At 42.3% G+C, this 19585-nt stretch carries 14 protein-coding genes, 3 rRNA genes and 1 riboswitch; all 17 genes read left to right on the top strand.

Annotated features, from left to right (window positions below; all coding sequences use genetic code 11):
* Window positions 1-76: 76 nt before the first annotated feature.
* The 17 genes from MKY76_RS20605 to purH all read left to right on the top strand — a co-directional run bounded on the left by MKY76_RS20605 (window position 77) and on the right by purH (window position 19505).
* A complete protein-coding gene (locus MKY76_RS20605; RefSeq protein ID WP_342557097.1) occupies window positions 77-1378 on the top strand; it encodes an NCS2 family permease in 1302 nt (433 codons plus the stop codon).
* Between the two features lie 424 nt (window positions 1379-1802).
* A 16S ribosomal RNA gene (locus MKY76_RS20600) occupies window positions 1803-3354 on the top strand.
* Window positions 3355-3535: 181 nt separating this feature from the next.
* A 23S ribosomal RNA gene (locus MKY76_RS20595) occupies window positions 3536-6463 on the top strand.
* 111 nt (window positions 6464-6574) lie between these two features.
* A 5S ribosomal RNA gene (gene rrf, locus MKY76_RS20590) occupies window positions 6575-6690 on the top strand.
* The 16S, 23S and 5S rRNA genes sit together here, the layout of an rRNA operon.
* A 148-nt stretch (window positions 6691-6838) precedes the next feature.
* Entirely contained in the window at window positions 6839-7105 is a 267-nt protein-coding gene (locus MKY76_RS20585) for a hypothetical protein (protein WP_066038204.1), read from the top strand.
* 140 nt (window positions 7106-7245) lie between these two features.
* Window positions 7246-7440 carry an NETI motif-containing protein gene (locus MKY76_RS20580; RefSeq protein WP_036076850.1) on the top strand — a complete coding sequence of 65 codons (195 nt, stop codon included), beginning with the start codon at window positions 7246-7248 and terminating at the stop codon, window positions 7438-7440.
* A 93-nt stretch (window positions 7441-7533) separates the two neighbouring features.
* Window positions 7534-7632: riboswitch (purine riboswitch) on the top strand.
* A gap of 208 nt (window positions 7633-7840) precedes the next feature.
* Window positions 7841-8329, top strand: coding sequence for a 5-(carboxyamino)imidazole ribonucleotide mutase (purE, locus tag MKY76_RS20575; protein ID WP_004225751.1), 489 nt, complete (start codon window positions 7841-7843; stop codon window positions 8327-8329).
* Window positions 8326-9450 carry a 5-(carboxyamino)imidazole ribonucleotide synthase gene (gene purK / locus MKY76_RS20570; RefSeq protein ID WP_004225748.1) on the top strand — a complete coding sequence of 375 codons (1125 nt, stop codon included), beginning with the start codon at window positions 8326-8328 and terminating at the stop codon, window positions 9448-9450. Before purE ends, purK begins: the two co-directional genes overlap by 4 nt.
* A 13-nt stretch (window positions 9451-9463) precedes the next feature.
* Window positions 9464-10759, top strand: a complete 1296-nt coding sequence (purB, locus tag MKY76_RS20565; protein ID WP_004225746.1) for an adenylosuccinate lyase — start codon at window positions 9464-9466, stop codon at window positions 10757-10759.
* Between the two features lie 128 nt (window positions 10760-10887).
* Window positions 10888-11598 carry a phosphoribosylaminoimidazolesuccinocarboxamide synthase gene (purC, locus tag MKY76_RS20560; protein WP_048394896.1) on the top strand — a complete coding sequence of 237 codons (711 nt, stop codon included), beginning with the start codon at window positions 10888-10890 and terminating at the stop codon, window positions 11596-11598.
* Between the two features lie 2 nt (window positions 11599-11600).
* Complete coding sequence (gene purS / locus MKY76_RS20555; RefSeq protein WP_004225741.1) at window positions 11601-11849, top strand: phosphoribosylformylglycinamidine synthase subunit PurS; 249 nt, start codon at window positions 11601-11603, stop codon at window positions 11847-11849.
* Window positions 11850-11851: 2 nt separating this feature from the next.
* Window positions 11852-12535 carry a phosphoribosylformylglycinamidine synthase subunit PurQ gene (gene purQ / locus MKY76_RS20550; protein WP_048394895.1) on the top strand — a complete coding sequence of 228 codons (684 nt, stop codon included), beginning with the start codon at window positions 11852-11854 and terminating at the stop codon, window positions 12533-12535.
* Window positions 12522-14756 carry a phosphoribosylformylglycinamidine synthase subunit PurL gene (gene purL / locus MKY76_RS20545; protein ID WP_112116715.1) on the top strand — a complete coding sequence of 745 codons (2235 nt, stop codon included), beginning with the start codon at window positions 12522-12524 and terminating at the stop codon, window positions 14754-14756. Before purQ ends, purL begins: the two co-directional genes overlap by 14 nt.
* Window positions 14732-16156 carry an amidophosphoribosyltransferase gene (gene purF / locus MKY76_RS20540; RefSeq protein ID WP_048394893.1) on the top strand — a complete coding sequence of 475 codons (1425 nt, stop codon included), beginning with the start codon at window positions 14732-14734 and terminating at the stop codon, window positions 16154-16156. The genes purL and purF overlap by 25 nt, the downstream gene beginning before the upstream one ends.
* 84 nt (window positions 16157-16240) lie before the next feature.
* Window positions 16241-17296 carry a phosphoribosylformylglycinamidine cyclo-ligase gene (gene purM, locus MKY76_RS20535; protein WP_257962134.1) on the top strand — a complete coding sequence of 352 codons (1056 nt, stop codon included), beginning with the start codon at window positions 16241-16243 and terminating at the stop codon, window positions 17294-17296.
* Window positions 17296-17865: a phosphoribosylglycinamide formyltransferase gene (gene purN / locus MKY76_RS20530; protein WP_004225729.1), complete on the top strand. Its 570-nt coding sequence runs from the start codon at window positions 17296-17298 to the stop codon at window positions 17863-17865. Before purM ends, purN begins: the two co-directional genes overlap by 1 nt.
* A gap of 113 nt (window positions 17866-17978) precedes the next feature.
* Entirely contained in the window at window positions 17979-19505 is a 1527-nt protein-coding gene (gene purH / locus MKY76_RS20525; protein ID WP_066038207.1) for a bifunctional phosphoribosylaminoimidazolecarboxamide formyltransferase/IMP cyclohydrolase, read from the top strand.
* Window positions 19506-19585: the final 80 nt, after the last annotated feature.

Below are 19585 nucleotides of genomic sequence, written 5' to 3'. Positions count from 1 at the left end.
ATGCGACTAGTAGAGTAGTCAGCGTGTCTTTTTTGTTTTCGATATTGAAGACGACCACACGGAGGATTTTTTGATAATGAAAAAATATTTCATGTTCGATGAATTAGGAACTAATTATCGCCGCGAAATAATAGGCGGTATTACAACCTTCCTTGCAATGGCATATATTCTAGCTGTTAACCCAGGTATTCTAGAAAATGCAGGGATGGATAAAGGTGCTGTTTTCGTAGCAACAGCATTAGCAGCAGCAGTCGGTTCTTTGATTATGGGGATTTTCGCTAAGTTTCCGATTTCACTTGCTCCTGGGATGGGGTTAAATGCATTCTTTGCATTTACTGTAGTCGGAGCATACGGTATTCCGTGGCAAACTGGTTTAACAGGCGTGTTCTTCTCAGGGATTATCTTTATTATTTTATCTTTAACTGGTATCCGCGAAACTGTTATTAATGCTATACCAGTACAACTTAAATATGCAGTTTCTGCAGGTATTGGTTTATTTATAACTTTTGTTGGTTTACAAGGAGCAGGGATCATTGTCGATAGCCCAGCTACTTTAGTCACTTTAGGAAGTTTCACAGGCGCTACATTATTAGCGGTATTCGGAATTATTCTTTCAGTTATTCTTATTATTAAATTGCGCAGTATCGGTATTTTCTTAGGGATGGTGATTACTGCAGTTATTGGGATGATCACAGGTATCATTGATCCTCCGACAGCCGTTGTATCAGCTATTCCAAGTGTAGATTCTACATTCATGGTAGCACTAGAACCACTTGGTGACTTCGGTACATTATTTAACGTGAAGTTTTTAGTAGTAGTGTTAACATTCTTGTTTGTTGATTTCTTTGATACAGCTGGTACTTTAATGGCTGTAGCGACACAAGCAGGTTTAGTAAAAGATAATAAATTACCGCGTGTAGGACGTGCCTTAATGGCAGATGCACTAGCAACAACTATCGGTTCTTTATTTGGTACGTCAACAACAACAGCGTACGTAGAGTCAACTTCTGGAGTTGCTGCAGGCGCTCGTTCAGGATTTTCAGCAGTCGTAACAGCAGTACTGTTCTTAGTTGCATTATTCTTCTCACCATTACTAGCAGTGGTAACACCAGCAGTTACTGCTCCAGCTTTAGTAATCGTAGGGGTACTAATGGTATCGTCCTTACGCTTAATTGATTGGGACAAATTCGAAATAGCAGTACCTGCATTCTTTACAGTATTAATGATGCCACTTGGTTATTCAATTGCTACTGGTATTGCAATCGGCTTTGTATTCTACCCAATTACAATGTTATTAGCAGGTCGTAAAAAAGAAATTCACCCAATGATGTATGGTCTATTCTTTGTTTTCCTTGCATACTTCATTTGGGTACGTTAGTTAAACAGACACCTTTAATTGTTAGTAAGTTGCTAACAATTAAAGGTGTTTTTTATTGAGTTGATCCAAAATTAAAGAAGGTATTATTTTTACATTTATATAGAAGGAACTCGGTTTTAAATAATGAGAATAGTTTTACTTTAATGAAACACTTGCAAACTTAAATTTATGATGATATATTTAAACACGTTGTTACGAAATAAACGAACAACTTAAAAAATATTAACATAAACAGTTGACAACGAGTTAACATTATGTTAAATTATAAAAAGTTACTTAGTGTAACTAGTAAATGAACCTTGAAAACTGAACAAGCAAAACGTAATCAATAAAGTTTTAAGTAGCTAGTTTTGCTAGTGAACGAAACACAATTTTGGACATCAAACATGATGCCAGCAAAACAATTTGAGCTAATCAAATTTCTTTTATGGAGAGTTTGATCCTGGCTCAGGACGAACGCTGGCGGCGTGCCTAATACATGCAAGTCGAGCGAACAGAAAAGGAGCTTGCTCCTTTGACGTTAGCGGCGGACGGGTGAGTAACACGTGGGCAACCTACCCTATAGTTTGGGATAACTCCGGGAAACCGGGGCTAATACCGAATAATCTCTTTTGCTTCATGGTGAAAGACTGAAAGACGGTTTCGGCTGTCGCTATAGGATGGGCCCGCGGCGCATTAGCTAGTTGGTGAGGTAACGGCTCACCAAGGCGACGATGCGTAGCCGACCTGAGAGGGTGATCGGCCACACTGGGACTGAGACACGGCCCAGACTCCTACGGGAGGCAGCAGTAGGGAATCTTCCACAATGGGCGAAAGCCTGATGGAGCAACGCCGCGTGAGTGAAGAAGGTTTTCGGATCGTAAAACTCTGTTGTAAGGGAAGAACAAGTACAGTAGTAACTGGCTGTACCTTGACGGTACCTTATTAGAAAGCCACGGCTAACTACGTGCCAGCAGCCGCGGTAATACGTAGGTGGCAAGCGTTGTCCGGAATTATTGGGCGTAAAGCGCGCGCAGGCGGTCCTTTAAGTCTGATGTGAAAGCCCACGGCTCAACCGTGGAGGGTCATTGGAAACTGGGGGACTTGAGTGCAGAAGAGGAAAGTGGAATTCCAAGTGTAGCGGTGAAATGCGTAGAGATTTGGAGGAACACCAGTGGCGAAGGCGACTTTCTGGTCTGTAACTGACGCTGAGGCGCGAAAGCGTGGGGAGCAAACAGGATTAGATACCCTGGTAGTCCACGCCGTAAACGATGAGTGCTAAGTGTTAGGGGGTTTCCGCCCCTTAGTGCTGCAGCTAACGCATTAAGCACTCCGCCTGGGGAGTACGGTCGCAAGACTGAAACTCAAAGGAATTGACGGGGGCCCGCACAAGCGGTGGAGCATGTGGTTTAATTCGAAGCAACGCGAAGAACCTTACCAGGTCTTGACATCCCGTTGACCACTGTAGAGATATAGTTTCCCCTTCGGGGGCAACGGTGACAGGTGGTGCATGGTTGTCGTCAGCTCGTGTCGTGAGATGTTGGGTTAAGTCCCGCAACGAGCGCAACCCTTGATCTTAGTTGCCATCATTTAGTTGGGCACTCTAAGGTGACTGCCGGTGACAAACCGGAGGAAGGTGGGGATGACGTCAAATCATCATGCCCCTTATGACCTGGGCTACACACGTGCTACAATGGACGATACAAACGGTTGCCAACTCGCGAGAGGGAGCTAATCCGATAAAGTCGTTCTCAGTTCGGATTGTAGGCTGCAACTCGCCTACATGAAGCCGGAATCGCTAGTAATCGCGGATCAGCATGCCGCGGTGAATACGTTCCCGGGCCTTGTACACACCGCCCGTCACACCACGAGAGTTTGTAACACCCGAAGTCGGTGAGGTAACCTTTTGGAGCCAGCCGCCGAAGGTGGGATAGATGATTGGGGTGAAGTCGTAACAAGGTAGCCGTATCGGAAGGTGCGGCTGGATCACCTCCTTTCTAAGGATTATTTCGGAATACAAACCTTGGGTTTGTAAGATTACGTTTTGCGTTCAGTTTTGAAGGTTCATTCTATCTGAATGAAACACTTCAAAACTTGTTCTTTGAAAACTGGATAAAACGACATTGAAATTGTAACAAACACATTTATTTTTTAAGTTTTTTATAGGCTTAATAACTTGGTTAAGTTATTAAGGGCGCACGGCGAATGCCTTGGCACTAGGAGCCGAAGAAGGACGGCACTAACACCGATATGCTTCGGGGAGCTGTAAGTGAGCTTTGATCCGGAGATTTCCGAATGGGGGAACCCACTACGTTTAATCGCGTAGTATCTTGACGTGAATACATAGCGTCTTGAAGGCAGACCCAGGGAACTGAAACATCTAAGTACCTGGAGGAAGAGAAAGAAAAATCGATTCCCTGAGTAGCGGCGAGCGAAACGGGAAGAGCCCAAACCAAGAGGCTTGCCTCTTGGGGTTGTAGGACACTCTATACGGAGTTACAAAAGAGCGAGTTAGATGAAGCGACTTGGAAAGGTCCGCCAGAGCAGGTAAAAGCCCTGTAGTCGAAAGTTCGTTCTCTCCTGAGTGGATCCTGAGTACGGCGGAACACGTGAAATTCCGTCGGAATCCGGGAGGACCATCTCCCAAGGCTAAATACTACCTAGTGACCGATAGTGAACCAGTACCGTGAGGGAAAGGTGAAAAGCACCCCGGAAGGGGAGTGAAAGAGATCCTGAAACCGTGTGCCTACAAGTAGTTAGAGCCCGTTAATGGGTGATAGCGTGCCTTTTGTAGAATGAACCGGCGAGTTACGATTACGTGCAAGGTTAAGCTTTAGAAGGCGGAGCCGCAGCGAAAGCGAGTCTGAATAGGGCGAAATAGTACGTGGTCGTAGACCCGAAACCAGGTGATCTACCCATGTCCAGGGTGAAGGTGAGGTAACACTTACTGGAGGCCCGAACCCACGCACGTTGAAAAGTGCGGGGATGAGGTGTGGGTAGCGGAGAAATTCCAATCGAACTTGGAGATAGCTGGTTCTCTCCGAAATAGCTTTAGGGCTAGCCTCGTGATGAGAATACTGGAGGTAGAGCACTGTTTGGACTAGGGGGCCATCCCGGTTTACCGAATTCAGACAAACTCCGAATGCCAGATATTTATACACGGGAGTCAGACTGCGAGTGATAAGATCCGTAGTCAAAAGGGAAACAGCCCAGACCACCAGCTAAGGTCCCAAAGTAATCGTTAAGTGGAAAAGGATGTGGCGTTGCACAGACAACCAGGATGTTGGCTTAGAAGCAGCCATCATTTAAAGAGTGCGTAATAGCTCACTGGTCGAGTGACGCTGCGCCGAAAATGTATCGGGGCTAAACGATTCACCGAAGCTGTGGATTGACATCTACGATGTCAGTGGTAGGAGAGCGTTCTAAGTGCGTTGAAGTCAGATCGGAAGGACTGGTGGAGCGCTTAGAAGTGAGAATGCCGGTATGAGTAGCGAAAGACGGGTGAGAATCCCGTCCACCGTATGACTAAGGTTTCCTGAGGAAGGCTCGTCCGCTCAGGGTTAGTCGGGACCTAAGCCGAGGCCGATAGGCGTAGGCGATGGACAACAGGTTGATATTCCTGTACCACCTCCTCACCGTTTGAGAAATGGGGGGACGCAGTAGGATAGGGTAAGCGCGCCGTTGGTTGTGCGCGTCCAAGCAGTAAGGCGTGTGTGTAGGCAAATCCGCACACTGTAACGTTGAGCTGTGATGGCGAGTCCGTATGGACGAAGTTCCTGATTTCACACTGCCAAGAAAAGCCTCTATCGAGGTGAGAGGTGCCCGTACCGCAAACCGACACAGGTAGTCGAGGAGAGAATCCTAAGGTGTGCGAGAGAACTCTCGTTAAGGAACTCGGCAAAATGACCCCGTAACTTCGGGAGAAGGGGTGCTCTTGAGCGTGCAAGCGCATGAGAGCCGCAGTGAATAGGCCCAGGCGACTGTTTAGCAAAAACACAGGTCTCTGCAAAACCGTAAGGTGACGTATAGGGGCTGACGCCTGCCCGGTGCTGGAAGGTTAAGAGGAGTGGTTAGCGCAAGCGAAGCTGCGAATTGAAGCCCCAGTAAACGGCGGCCGTAACTATAACGGTCCTAAGGTAGCGAAATTCCTTGTCGGGTAAGTTCCGACCCGCACGAAAGGCGTAACGATCTGGGCACTGTCTCAACGAGAGACTCGGTGAAATTATAGTACCTGTGAAGATGCAGGTTACCCGCGACAGGACGGAAAGACCCCGTGGAGCTTTACTGTAGCCTGATATTGAATTTTGGTACAACTTGTACAGGATAGGTAGGAGCCAGAGATCTCGGAGCGCCAGCTTCGAAGGAGGCGTCGGTGGGATACTACCCTGGTTGTATTGAAATTCTAACCCATGCCCCTTAGCGGGGCAGGAGACAGTGTCAGGCGGACAGTTTGACTGGGGCGGTCGCCTCCTAAAAGGTAACGGAGGCGCCCAAAGGTTCCCTCAGAATGGTTGGAAATCATTCGTAGAGTGTAAAGGCACAAGGGAGCTTGACTGCGAGACCTACAAGTCGAGCAGGGTCGAAAGACGGGCTTAGTGATCCGGTGGTTCCGCATGGAAGGGCCATCGCTCAACGGATAAAAGCTACCCCGGGGATAACAGGCTTATCTCCCCCAAGAGTCCACATCGACGGGGAGGTTTGGCACCTCGATGTCGGCTCATCGCATCCTGGGGCTGTAGTCGGTCCCAAGGGTTGGGCTGTTCGCCCATTAAAGCGGTACGCGAGCTGGGTTCAGAACGTCGTGAGACAGTTCGGTCCCTATCCGTCGTGGGCGTAGGAAATTTGAGAGGAGCTGTCCTTAGTACGAGAGGACCGGGATGGACACACCGCTGGTGTACCAGTTGTCTTGCCAAAGGCATCGCTGGGTAGCTATGTGTGGACGGGATAAGTGCTGAAAGCATCTAAGCATGAAGCCCCCCTCAAGATGAGATTTCCCATTACGCAAGTAAGTAAGATCCCTCAAAGACGATGAGGTAGATAGGTTCGAGGTGGAAGTGTGGTGACACATGGAGCTGACGAATACTAATCGATCGAGGACTTAACCAAAAAAGTTTGAAACATTCAATGCACCGTTTATCCAGTTTTGAAAGAGCAAATCTTTCTAAAAAGAGAGCTTCTAGATACAGCAGTACGCCGTGTATGGAAGGTCGACCATAGTCTAGTGATGATGGCAAAGAGGTCACACCCGTTCCCATACCGAACACGGAAGTTAAGCTCTTTAGCGCCGATGGTAGTTGGGGGCTTCCCCCTGTGAGAGTAGGACGTCGCTAGGCAATTAAAAAGTCATGGATCTATTCCATGACTTTTTTTATTTTGTGAACTATTCATAAAATGCTATAATATATTTAATATTTTCAAGTGGATTTAAAGGAAATTTCTTTCGCCTAGATACATTCTGGATTTAATAATGGAGGAATCAAAATGAGGCAGAACATTTTTTCTGCGATTTCGATCTCAAGTCTACTACTTATATTCTTTATGTTTGGCTATGATTCAACCAAATGGTATGGAAACTTTTTTACATTTCTCTATCGTGTAAATATGTTTATGCCGTTTATTTTAGGTGGTTTAGGCATCACCAGCGCCCTATTTGGCATCAAAGGATATCGTATGGTTCTTGTTGTCCTTCATTTGTTCCTACTGCTATTATTTTTTTGTATCTATTTAAAGGCATTTTTTGTTCCATGAGCATTCATCAAAACTGCGGAGAGGAATTCTGCAGTTTTTTCTATTTATTTAAGTTCTTACATACTTCTGTAAGCAACAAAAGGTATAATGAATTACAAATTGGTTGTGAATGAATATGTACAATGGAAAGGAAGAAAAAGTTGGGAAAAAAGCAAATTTGGTATGAGGTACAGGAAAACGAGTCAATCGAGGATTGCTTGGCAAGAATGCGGAAAGATGGCTTTATGGTCATAGGACGAAAAGAAGAGCCACTTTTTCATATCGTAGATGGTGAGCCAGCTTATTTGCGCCAAAAAATTCAGTTTAAAGGTATACCTGCTCAAGATATCGAATGATTTTGATTAAAAACCGAACGTTTTTTTTCACCTAATAAAAAATGTTCGCATTTTTGGATTGACGATAAGACAATCCCTTGTTAAAATGTGAGAAGGAAAAACAAATAGATCCCACATATATGCTAGAGGATTGGCTCTAGTGTCTCTACCCGGCACCGTAAATGCTGGACTATGCGGGAAAGCACTTTTGGCGTAAGGTGAGAAGGTCTTTGTACAGCTATGTACATGGAGACGATCTTGTCCGAATAATCCTCAAGTAAACTGCTTTCACGTGTACTGGTAGAGAGTAGTTTATTTGGGGATTTTCTTTGTAAATAAGAATTGCAGTAGCTATTCAAAATAGAGGCTAGCACAATAAATAATTGATCATTTTTCTATCGTTTAAAAGGAGCGACAATTTATGAATCCGAAAATCGGTGTCATTATGGGTAGTTCAAGTGACTGGGAAACAATGAAACATGCATGTGATATTTTAGATGAATTACAAGTACCGTACGAAAAGAAAGTTGTATCTGCACATCGTACACCTGATTTAATGTTTGAATATGCAGAGGCAGCTCGCGAGCGAGGAATACAAGTAATTATTGCTGGAGCAGGCGGTGCTGCACATTTACCAGGAATGGTGGCAGCTAAAACAACATTACCTGTCATCGGTGTACCAGTTCAATCCCGTGCACTTAATGGACTTGATTCACTATTATCCATCGTTCAAATGCCTGGTGGCGTACCTGTAGCTACTGTAGCGATTGGCAAAGCAGGAGCGACTAATGCAGGGTTACTTGCAGCTCAAATTTTGTCAACAACAGATGCGGAGCTTGCTAATAAATTAGATGCTAGACGTGAAGCAACAAAGCAGCAAGTATTAGAAAGTACAGGTGACTTAGTGTGACGAAGATTATTTATCCTGGACAAACGATAGGCATTATAGGCGGAGGGCAACTTGGTCGAATGATGGCACTTGCTGCAAAGGAGTCAGGTTTTAAAGTGGCTGTTCTTGAACCAGCAATGGACTCACCTTGTGGGCAGGTTGCAGATATTCGCATTGTAGCTCCATATGATGATGAAGCTGCTTTAGAAGAACTTGCAGAAGTAAGTGATATTATCACATATGAATTTGAAAATATTGATTATGAAGGCTTAAAGCGTTTATCACAAATGGCTTATGTTCCTCAAGGAGCAGAGTTGGTACGTATTACACAAAACCGTATAACAGAGAAAGAAGCTATTGTGAAAGCTGGTTGCCCAGTAGCACCATATATTGTTGCAAAAACTTATGAAGAATTAGTAGCCAATATTGATTCGATTGGTTATCCTTGTATAGTCAAAACAGCAAGAGGTGGTTATGATGGCAAGGGACAGCAGCTTTTAAAATCAACTGAAGATTTGCCTTTAGCGAAAGAATTATTCACGCATTCGCAATGTATTGCAGAAGGATTTGTTCCTTTCGTAAAGGAAGTATCGGTCATTGTTCAAAGAAATGGTCATGGTGAATCATATTGTCAGCCAGTTGGAGAGAACATTCATGTTCATCATATTCTTCACGAGACAATAGTACCTGCTCGCATAACTGAAAGCACAGCTCAAGCTGCAGAACGAGAAGCTTTGAAAATTGCAGATTATTTACATTTAGTAGGAACGCTAGCGGTAGAAATGTTTGTATTAGAAGATGGTAGTATTGTTATCAATGAATTAGCACCAAGACCTCATAATTCTGGTCACTATTCAATTGAAGCATGTAATGTTTCACAATTCCATCAGCATATTCGTGCTGTTTGTGGATGGCCGTTACGTAAGCCACAACTATGGGCACCATCCATTATGGTCAATGTATTAGGGCAGCATGTCGTGCCACTCAGTAACTCAATTGCTAAATATCCTGAATGGTCCATACATCTTTATGGGAAAGCTGAAGCTAAGGTCAACCGTAAAATGGGCCATGTGACGATTATGACAAAAGACTTAGAAGCTACACTACAACAAATCGAGAGTTCTGGCATTTGGTCAGAATAGAAGGAGATACGCGATGATTGAACGTTACACAAGACCCGAAATGGGCGCAATTTGGACAGAACAAAATAAATACCAAGCTTGGCTAGAGGTTGAAATTTTAGCTTGTGAAGCATGGGCAGAGTTAGGAGATATCCCTAAAGAGGATGTTGCTAAAATTCGCGAAAATGCTTCATTTGATGTGAATCGTATATTAGAAATTGAACAAGAAACTCGTCATGACGTTGTAGCCTTTACTCGTGCTGTTTCTGAAACACTTGGAGAAGAGCGCAAATGGGTACATTATGGTTTAACTTCTACGGACGTAGTAGATACAGCACTTTCTTATTTAATCAAACAAGCAAATGATATTTTACGAAAAGATATAGTAAATTTCATTGATATTATTGCTACTAAGGCAAAAGAACATAAACATACAGTTATGATGGGACGCACACATGGTGTTCATGCTGAACCAACAACTTTCGGTTTGAAACTTGGTTTATGGTATGAGGAAATGAAGCGTAACCTTGAACGTTTTGAAGCAGCTGCCAAAGTAATTGAAACAGGAAAAATGTCTGGAGCTGTTGGAACATACGCCAATATCGATCCTCGTGTTGAGCAATATGTTTGCGATAAATTAGGACTTGCAGCATCACCGATCTCCACACAAACTTTACAGCGTGATCGCCATGCTCAGTATTTAGGTGCATTAGCTTTAATCGCTACTTCAATTGAAAAATTCGCAACAGAAATTCGTGGACTACAGAAATCTGAAACACGTGAAGTGGAGGAAGCTTTTGCAAAAGGACAAAAAGGATCATCTGCAATGCCACATAAGCGTAATCCAATCGGTTCTGAAAACATGGTTGGTATGTCTCGTTTAATGCGAGGTTATATGGTGACTGCTTATGAAAATGTAGCTTTATGGCATGAGCGTGATATTTCACATTCATCTGCAGAGCGTGTTATTTTACCGGATGCAACAATTACTCTTAACTATATGCTAAATCGCTTCGGTAATATTGTGAAAAACTTAACAGTATTCCCTGAGAACATGAAACGTAATATGGATCGTACATTTGGTCTTATTTATTCTCAACGCATCTTACTAGCATTGATTGATAAAGGACTAGTACGTGAAGAAGCTTATGATACAGTACAACCTTTAGCAATGCAGGCTTGGGACGAGCAAGTTCAGTTCCGTACATTAGTCGATGCAAGTGAAAAAATCACATCTTATTTAACAAAAGAAGAGTTGGATGATTGTTTTGATTACAACTACCACTTACAGCATGTTGATATGATTTTTGAACGACTAGGACTTAACTAATATTTATTTAGCCATCTAATAATAAATGTTAGAGCCACCAGTAAAAGTTTCAGAGTTGAATCGTAGAGATACGGTTCAATTCTGAACATTATTACAAGCGTATCTCATAATATCAGGGGGAAAACGAAATGACTAAAGGTCAACTTTTGTATGAAGGTAAAGCAAAAAAATTGTTCACAACAGAGGAGCCAAATGTGCTACTTGTTGAGTACAAGGATAGTGCAACAGCATTCAATGGTGAAAAGAAAGAGGAAATTGAAGGTAAGGGCATTTTAAATAATCGCATTACTTCATTAATTTTCGAAAAATTACAAGCTAACGGAATTGCGTCACATTTCGTAAAACGATTATCCGATACACAACAACTTGTAAAAAAAGTAGAAATTATTCCGATTGAGGTAGTTGTTCGTAATATTGCTGCTGGAAGTTTAGCAAAGCGTCTAGGTCTTGAAGAAGGGACACCTTTAAAACGACCAATCGTTGAATTTTATTATAAAGACGATGATTTAGGCGACCCACTTATTACGACAGAACATATTGATGTTCTTGAACTTGCCACACCAACTGAAGTAACAGCTATTTATGATGGTGCATTAGCCGTTAACAAAGTGCTACAGCCGATCTTTGCAGATGTCAATGTGACATTGATTGATTTTAAATTAGAGTTCGGCCGTGATATGGATGGTCATGTATTATTGGCAGATGAAATTTCACCAGATACATGCCGACTTTGGGATGCAACAACGAAGCAAAAGTTAGACAAAGATGTTTTTCGTCGTGACCTTGGTAATTTAACTGAAGTTTATACTATTATACTTTCTAGACTCGGAGGCAAATAACAATGAAAAAAGTAAAAATCTATGTAACATTACGTGAGAGTATTCTTGATCCTCAAGGCTCTGCAGTACAAGGTTCTTTAGCTAAGATGGGCTACGGTGAAGTAGAAGATTTACGTATCGGTAAATATCTTGAACTATCAATTAAAGATTCAGAACGTGACATTGATACTCTAGTAAAAGAAATGTGTGAAAAGGTTTTAACGAACGTTGTAATTGAAGACTACCGTTACGAAGTCGAGGAGGCTATTTAATCATGAAATTCGCAGTACTCGTATTCCCTGGGTCAAACTGTGACATCGATATGTATCATGCGATTAAAGACGAGCTAGGTGAAGAAGTAGAATATGTATGGCATACAGCAACAGATCTAAGTGGTTTTGATGGTGTATTAGTACCTGGAGGATTCTCCTATGGGGATTATCTTCGTTGTGGTGCAATGGCTAATCAATCTAACATTATGACAGAAGTTAAGAAGGCAGCAGATGCTGGTAAACCTGTATTAGGTGTATGTAATGGCTTCCAAATCCTAACGGAAGCAGGTTTATTGCCAGGAGCTTTATTGCGCAATAAAAACTTAAAATTTATGTGCCGTACAGTGCAGCTTAAAGTTGAAAACAACAATACATTATTCACAAATCAATATGAGCAAGGTCAAATCATCAATATTCCAATCGCACATGGTGAAGGTAACTACTACTGTGACGAGGAAACTTTACAATCACTAAAAGATAATAATCAAATCGTATTCACATACTCAGGTGACAATCCAAACGGTTCTTTAGAAGATATCGCAGGGATTATAAACGAGCGCGGCAATGTATTAGGGATGATGCCACACCCAGAGCGAGCTGTTGATGCACTGGTGGGCGGCGCAGACGGTCTAGCAGTATTTAAATCAATCGTGAAGCAGTGGAGGGAAAATCATGTCAACAACTAAGTTTGAGCCAACAGCACAGCAGATTAAAGATGAGAAGCTATACGCTGGAATGGGGATGTCAGACGAAGAATTTGCAATGGTAGAAGGTATTTTAGGACGTCTACCTAACTGGACAGAGACAGGTCTTTTCTCAGTAATGTGGTCTGAACACTGCTCGTACAAAAATTCAAAGCCAGTACTACGTAAATTCCCTACTAAAGGTCCACAGGTATTACAAGGACCAGGTGAAGGTGCAGGTATTGTTGATATTGGTGACGAACAAGCAGTAGTGTTTAAAATGGAATCGCATAACCATCCATCTGCAATTGAACCTTATCAAGGGGCTGCAACGGGTGTCGGTGGTATTATCCGTGACGTTTTCTCAATGGGTGCACGTCCAATCGCTATGTTAAACTCGTTACGCTTTGGTGAATTAAAGTCAGCACGTGGTAAATATCTATTTGAAGAAGTAGTAGCGGGAATCGCAGGATATGGTAACTGTATCGGAATCCCAACAGTAGGTGGCGAAATTCAATTTGATCCTTGCTATGAAGGTAATCCTCTAGTGAATGCTATGTGTGTCGGTTTAATTGATCATAAAGATATTCAACGAGGCATTGCTGCTGGTGTAGGTAATACAGTGATGTATGTTGGAGCGAAAACAGGCCGTGATGGTATTCATGGTGCAACATTCGCCTCTGAGGAATTAACTGAGGAATCAGAAAACCAACGTCCAGCAGTACAAGTTGGAGATCCATTTATGGAGAAGCTTTTACTTGAAGCTTGTTTAGAGGTTGTAAAATCGGATGCTCTAGTTGGTATTCAAGATATGGGTGCAGCTGGTCTTACTTCTTCTTCAGCAGAAATGGCTTCAAAGGCTGGTTCTGGTGTAGAAATGAACTTAGACTTAGTGCCTCAGCGTGAAACAGGAATGTCAGCATATGAAATGATGTTGTCTGAGTCTCAAGAACGTATGCTTTTAGTTGTGAAAAAAGGTCGCGAAGATGAAATTAAAGCGATTTTCGATAAATACGATTTAGATGCAGTAGCGATTGGTCGCGTTACAGATGATAAAATGCTTCGTCTGCTACACAAAGGACAAGTAGTTGCAGAGGTACCTGCAGACGCATTAGCAGAAGATGCACCTGTTTATCATAAACCATCTGCAGAACCTGCATACTATGCTCAGTTCCAAGCAATCGAAAACACTGAACCTGCTGTGACTGATTACAAAGAAACACTCATTGCTTTATTAAAAGCACCAACAATTGCTTCTAAAGAATGGGTATACGATCAATATGATTATCAGGTACGTACATCAACAGTTGTTAAACCAGGCTCTGACGCTGCTGTTATTCGAGTACGTGGCACAAATAAAGGGTTGGCAATGACAACAGACTGTAACTCACGTTATATCTATTTAGATCCAGAAGTGGGTGGTGCTATCGCAGTAGCCGAAGCAGCTCGTAATATCGTGGCAACTGGTGGCACGCCACTTGCGATTACAGACTGCTTAAACTTTGGTAATCCAGAGAAACCAGAAATCTTCTGGCAAATTGAAAAATCTGCAGATGGTATTTCGGCAGCTTGTACGGCATTAAATGCTCCAGTAATCGGAGGTAACGTTTCTCTTTATAATGAGCGTTCAGGCGAAGCGGTGTATCCAACGCCAACAATTGGTATGGTTGGTCTTATTGAAGACTTAGCACATGTAACGACACAGGATGTAAAGGCAGCAGGAGATCTTGTCTTTGTTATTGGTGAGACAAAAACAGAATTTGGCGGTTCAGAGCTTCAAAAACTTTTAAATAATGGTGTTATTTCAGGGAAAGCGCCAGCTATTGATTTAGAGGTTGAAGCAACACGTCAGCAATCTTTATTAAAGGCGATTAAAGCTGGCCTTGTTCAATCTGCGCATGATGTAGCAGAGGGAGGTCTAGCTGTGGCGATTGCTGAAACAACATTTGGCGCTAACGGTCTTGGTGTGGATGTAACATTAACAGGCTCTGCAACAACCGCGCTATTCAGTGAGAGTCAATCTCGTTTTGTTGTTACAGTTAAAGAAGAAAATGCTGCAGCATTTGTAGAAATCATGAAAGATGCTCAAAAAATTGGTGTCGTAACAAACGATGCACTTGTGAAAATCAACGGGGACAAAGGTGTGCTTGTAGAAGGTACAGTGGAGGAATTCCGTTCTAATTGGAAAGGAGCAATCCCATGCTTGCTGAACTCAGAGGCTTAAACGAAGAATGTGGGGTGTTTGGTATTTGGGGTAACCCAAGTCCAGCGCACCTTAGCTATTACGGGCTTCATGCTCTTCAACACCGTGGACAAGAAGGCGCTGGAATTGTCGTTTCAGACGGACAGCATCTTCGCGCGGTGAAAGGCGAAGGACTAGTTAATGATGTTTTCAACGAAGATAAATTAAAAGCAGTGAACGGCAAAGCAGCTATTGCGCATGTTCGTTATACGACTGCTGGTGGTGGCGGTATTGAAAATGTACAGCCATTATTATTCCACTCCTCAACTGGTAGCCTTTCAATTGCCCATAACGGTAACTTAGTCAATGCGACACATTTAAAGCAATATCTAGAGCGACAAGGTAGCATTTTCCACTCTAGCTCTGATACAGAAGTGTTGGCGCATCTTATTAAGAAAAGTTCGCATTCACCATTCCGTGCGAAGGTGAAAAATGCCCTGTCTCTTTTAAAGGGTGCCTATTCTTTCTTAATTATGACAAAGGATGAAATGCTTGTTGCACGTGATCCACATGGTTTACGTCCATTATCTCTTGGAAAGCTAGGAGATGGCTGGGTGGTAGCTTCTGAAACTTGTGCATTCGATTTAATTGGTGCAGAATTCGTTCGTTCGGTAGAACCAGGTGAATTAATCATTATTAATGATGAGGGCGTAAAATCAGATCGTTTTGCTGATATGGATAAACGTTCGATGTGTGCGATGGAATATGTTTATTTAGCACGTCCTGATTCGGATATTGATGGTATTAACGTTCATATGGCACGAAAACGTATGGGTAAACAGCTTGCTCGTGAGTGTGCGCATATTGAAGCAGATGTTGTAACAGGTGTTCCTGATTCAAGTATTTCCGCAGCGATTGGTTTTGCAGAAGAAAGTGGAATCCCTTATGAATTAGGTCTTATTAAAAACCGTTATGTTGGTCGTACGTTTATTCAGCCGACACAGGAGCTACGTGAACGTGGTGTGAAAATGAAACTTTCACCTGTTGTTCAAGTCGTAAAAGGAAAAAAAGTAGTAATGGTTGATGATTCTATCGTTCGTGGTACAACATCTCGTCGCATTGTCAAAATGCTAAAAGATGCTGGTGCAGCGGAAGTTCATGTTGTGATTTCATCACCGCCGATGACAAACCCTTGTTATTATGGCATTGATACATCAACGCATGAAGAACTAATTGCTTCTAGTCATAATGTAGATGAAATTCGTGAAGCAATTGGTGCAGACTCTCTGACATTCCTTTCTGTTGAGGGGATGGTAGAAACAATTGCACGACCATACGAAGATGAAAACCGAGGACTTTGTCTTGCATGCTTTACAGGCAAATATCCAACAGAGATTTTTCCGGATACGATTTTGCCACATGAAAAAGAATTATTACGTTAAGAACAACATCGCAACAAATTAGTGTCTTACAGTCATTTCTATCTAGGAAACTTAGGCGACTTGGATGATAAGGAGGAACTCTGCGTGTCAAAGGCATATGAACAAGCAGGTGTAAATATTGAAGCGGGCTATGAAGCCGTAAAACGAATGAAGTCTCATGTTGAACGTACGAACCGTCTAGGTGTAATGGGGACATTTGGTGGTTTTGGTGGCATGTTTGACTTGTCAGAACTGAATCTTAAAGAACCTGTTCTTATTTCGGGGACAGATGGTGTTGGAACAAAGCTAAAGCTAGCCTTCATGGTAGACAAGCACGATACAATCGGTGTGGACTGTGTAGCAATGTGTGTAAATGATATTGTTGCTCAAGGAGCAGAACCGCTGTACTTTTTAGATTACGTAGCTCTTGGAAAAGCAGAGCCTGCAAAAATCGAACAAATTGTCAAAGGTGTTGCAGATGGCTGTGTGCAATCAGGTGCGGCTCTAATAGGTGGAGAAACTGCGGAAATGCCTGGTCTTTATGAAGAAGATGAATATGATCTAGCTGGCTTTGCAGTAGGCGCATGTGAAAAGTCTGCTATCGTGACAGGTGAAGAAATCGTAGAAGGCGATGTACTTATTGGAATTGCATCAAGTGGTGTACATTCAAACGGTTATTCTTTAGTGCGTAAAATTGTCTTTGCAGATCATCAATATGCTGTGGATGCTATTGTAGAAGGCTATGAAGATCTAGGCCCAATCGGTGAGGCGCTTCTAGTGCCAACAAAGCTATATGCTAAACCTGTGCTAGCAGCTTTAAAGGCAGCAGATGTACATGGCTGTGCACATGTTACAGGTGGCGGTTTCTATGAAAATCTACCACGCATGATGCCAGAGGGACTAGCAACGGAAATCGACTTAGGTTCTTGGCCTGTATTACGTATCTTTGAATTCCTAAAAGAGAAAGGTCAGCTAGAAGATAAAGATTTATATAATGTGTTTAACATGGGTATTGGATTTGTAATAGCTGTGCCAGAAACTGAAGCTGATAAAGTAATCGTTGCAGTTGAAGCAAATGGTGAAAAGGCTTATACAATCGGACGTGTTATTAAAGGTGACGGAGTAGTATTTAATGGCTCACATGATGGGAGTTTAGTGTAATGACTGCACCAACAAAAATAGCCGTGTTCGCGTCAGGTAGCGGTAGCAATTTTCAAGCCATTCAAGAGGCCATTGAACGTGGTGAACTCCATGCAAAGGTCGCACTAGTGGTCACAGATAAGCCTGGAGCATTTGTAGTAACACGTGCTGAAAACTTTGGGATTCCAGTGTTAGCATTGAATCCAAAAGAGTTTGTCTCGAAGTCAGCATATGAGACAGCTATTATCGAAGCTTTACATGAGTGCGATGTGAAATGGATTGTGCTTGCTGGGTATATGCGTTTAATCAGTGACGTATTATTAGCAGCCTTTCCACAGCGAATTGTTAATATTCACCCGTCCCTATTGCCTGCCTTTCCTGGAAAGGACGCTATTGGACAAGCCATTAATCATGGTGTGAAAATAACAGGTGTAACAGTGCATTTTGTTGATGAAGGAATGGATACTGGACCAATTATCGCTCAGGCAGCGGTACCTGTCATTGAAGGAAATCGCGAGGCAACAGAAGCTGAAATTCATAAACAAGAGCATTTATTATATACAAAGGCATTACAGCAATTATTACAGTAACTGAAGAGGGAGTTAGGTCGAGAATCCTACTCAACAAGTAAGACCTAACTCTATTAATCTATTGAAGCAAGTCAGTTCGTGGACAGCACGATAAAAATTAGGAGGATATTGTTGTGACAAAACGTGCATTAATCAGTGTTTCCAATAAAGATGGTATTTTAGAATTTGCAAAGGAATTAGTAGCATTAGGTTATGAAATTTTATCAACTGGCGGTACAAAAAAAATGTTACAGGATAATGCGGTAGCTGTAACAGCAGTAGATGAAGTAACGAAGTTTCCTGAAATTTTAGATGGTCGTGTGAAAACTTTAAATCCCATGATTCACGGTGGTCTATTAGGAAAGTTTGATGATGTCTCTCATCAAGCACAGATGAATGAGCATGGAATTGAACCAATTGAAATTGTTTGTGTTAATCTCTATCCGTTTGTTGAAACAATTTCAAAGCCTAATGTAACTTGGGATGATGCAATTGAAAACATTGATATCGGTGGTCCAACAATGTTACGTTCTGCTGCAAAAAACCATCAATATGTAACAGTAATCGTGGACAGCAATGACTATGCAACAGTATTAGAGGAACTTAAAGCAGACGGTGCCACAACAATTGAAACACGTCGTAAACTAGCTGCGAAAGTTTTCCGTCACACAGCCGCTTATGATTCTTATATTTCGAACTACCTGACTGAAGAAGAGTTCCCAGAGAGCTTAACGATGACATATGAATTAAAGCAAAATTTACGCTATGGCGAAAACCCTCACCAAAAAGCGGCCTTCTACCAAAAGCGTCTTGGCTCTGACTTTTCATTAGCTTATGCTACACAATTACATGGTAAAGAGTTATCCTACAATAATATTCAAGATGGTAATGCAGCATTGCAAATTGTAAAAGAATTTGAAATGCCAGCTGCTGTAGCGGTGAAACATATGAATCCATGTGGTGTTGGCACTGGTGTCACGTTAGAGGCAGCATTCGATAAAGCATATGAAGCAGATCCAACATCTATTTTTGGCGGTATTATCGCATTAAATATGGAAGTGGATGCAGCAACTGCTGAGAAGCTAAGTCATATTTTCCTAGAGATTATTATTGCACCTGCTTTCTCACAAGAAGCATTAGATATTTTAACGAAAAAGAAAAATATCCGCTTACTAACAATTCCTTTCGAGCAAGCGAAACAAGATTCATTCAATGTAGTATCAGTTGAGGGTGGCCTTCTTGTACAGGAGCCAGATCGTTATGGCTTTGGCAATGCGGATATTAAAGTGGTGACAGATCGTGAACCAACAGAGCAAGAATGGGAAGCATTGCAACTTGGTTGGTCTGTTGTCAAACATGTGAAATCCAATGCGATTGTTGTAACAGATTCTCAAATGACACTTGGGGTTGGTGCAGGGCAAATGAATCGTGTAGGTGCAGCTAAAATTGCCTTTGAACAAGCTGGAGAAAAAGCGAAAGGTGCTGCATTAGCATCGGATGCATTTTTCCCAATGAGCGATACTGTGGAGGCGGCAGCAGCTGCAGGAATTACAGCAATTATTCAACCAGGTGGTTCCATTAAAGATCAAGATTCCATTGATAAAGCAAATGAATACGGCATTGCGATGGTATTCACAGGCGTACGTCATTTTAAACATTAATTGTAGAATTATATAGAAATCTAAACAGACCGAGATGTTGGTTCATCTCGGTTTTACTTACAAAGAGGAGGATTCTCTAA

Origin of the sequence: Lysinibacillus sp. FSL P4-0201 (genome assembly GCF_038593425.1) — a bacterium.
Lineage (GTDB): Bacteria > Bacillota > Bacilli > Bacillales_A > Planococcaceae > Lysinibacillus > Lysinibacillus capsici.
Note: the sequence above shows the minus strand (reverse complement) of the source record. Positions and strands in the feature narration are given on the sequence as shown.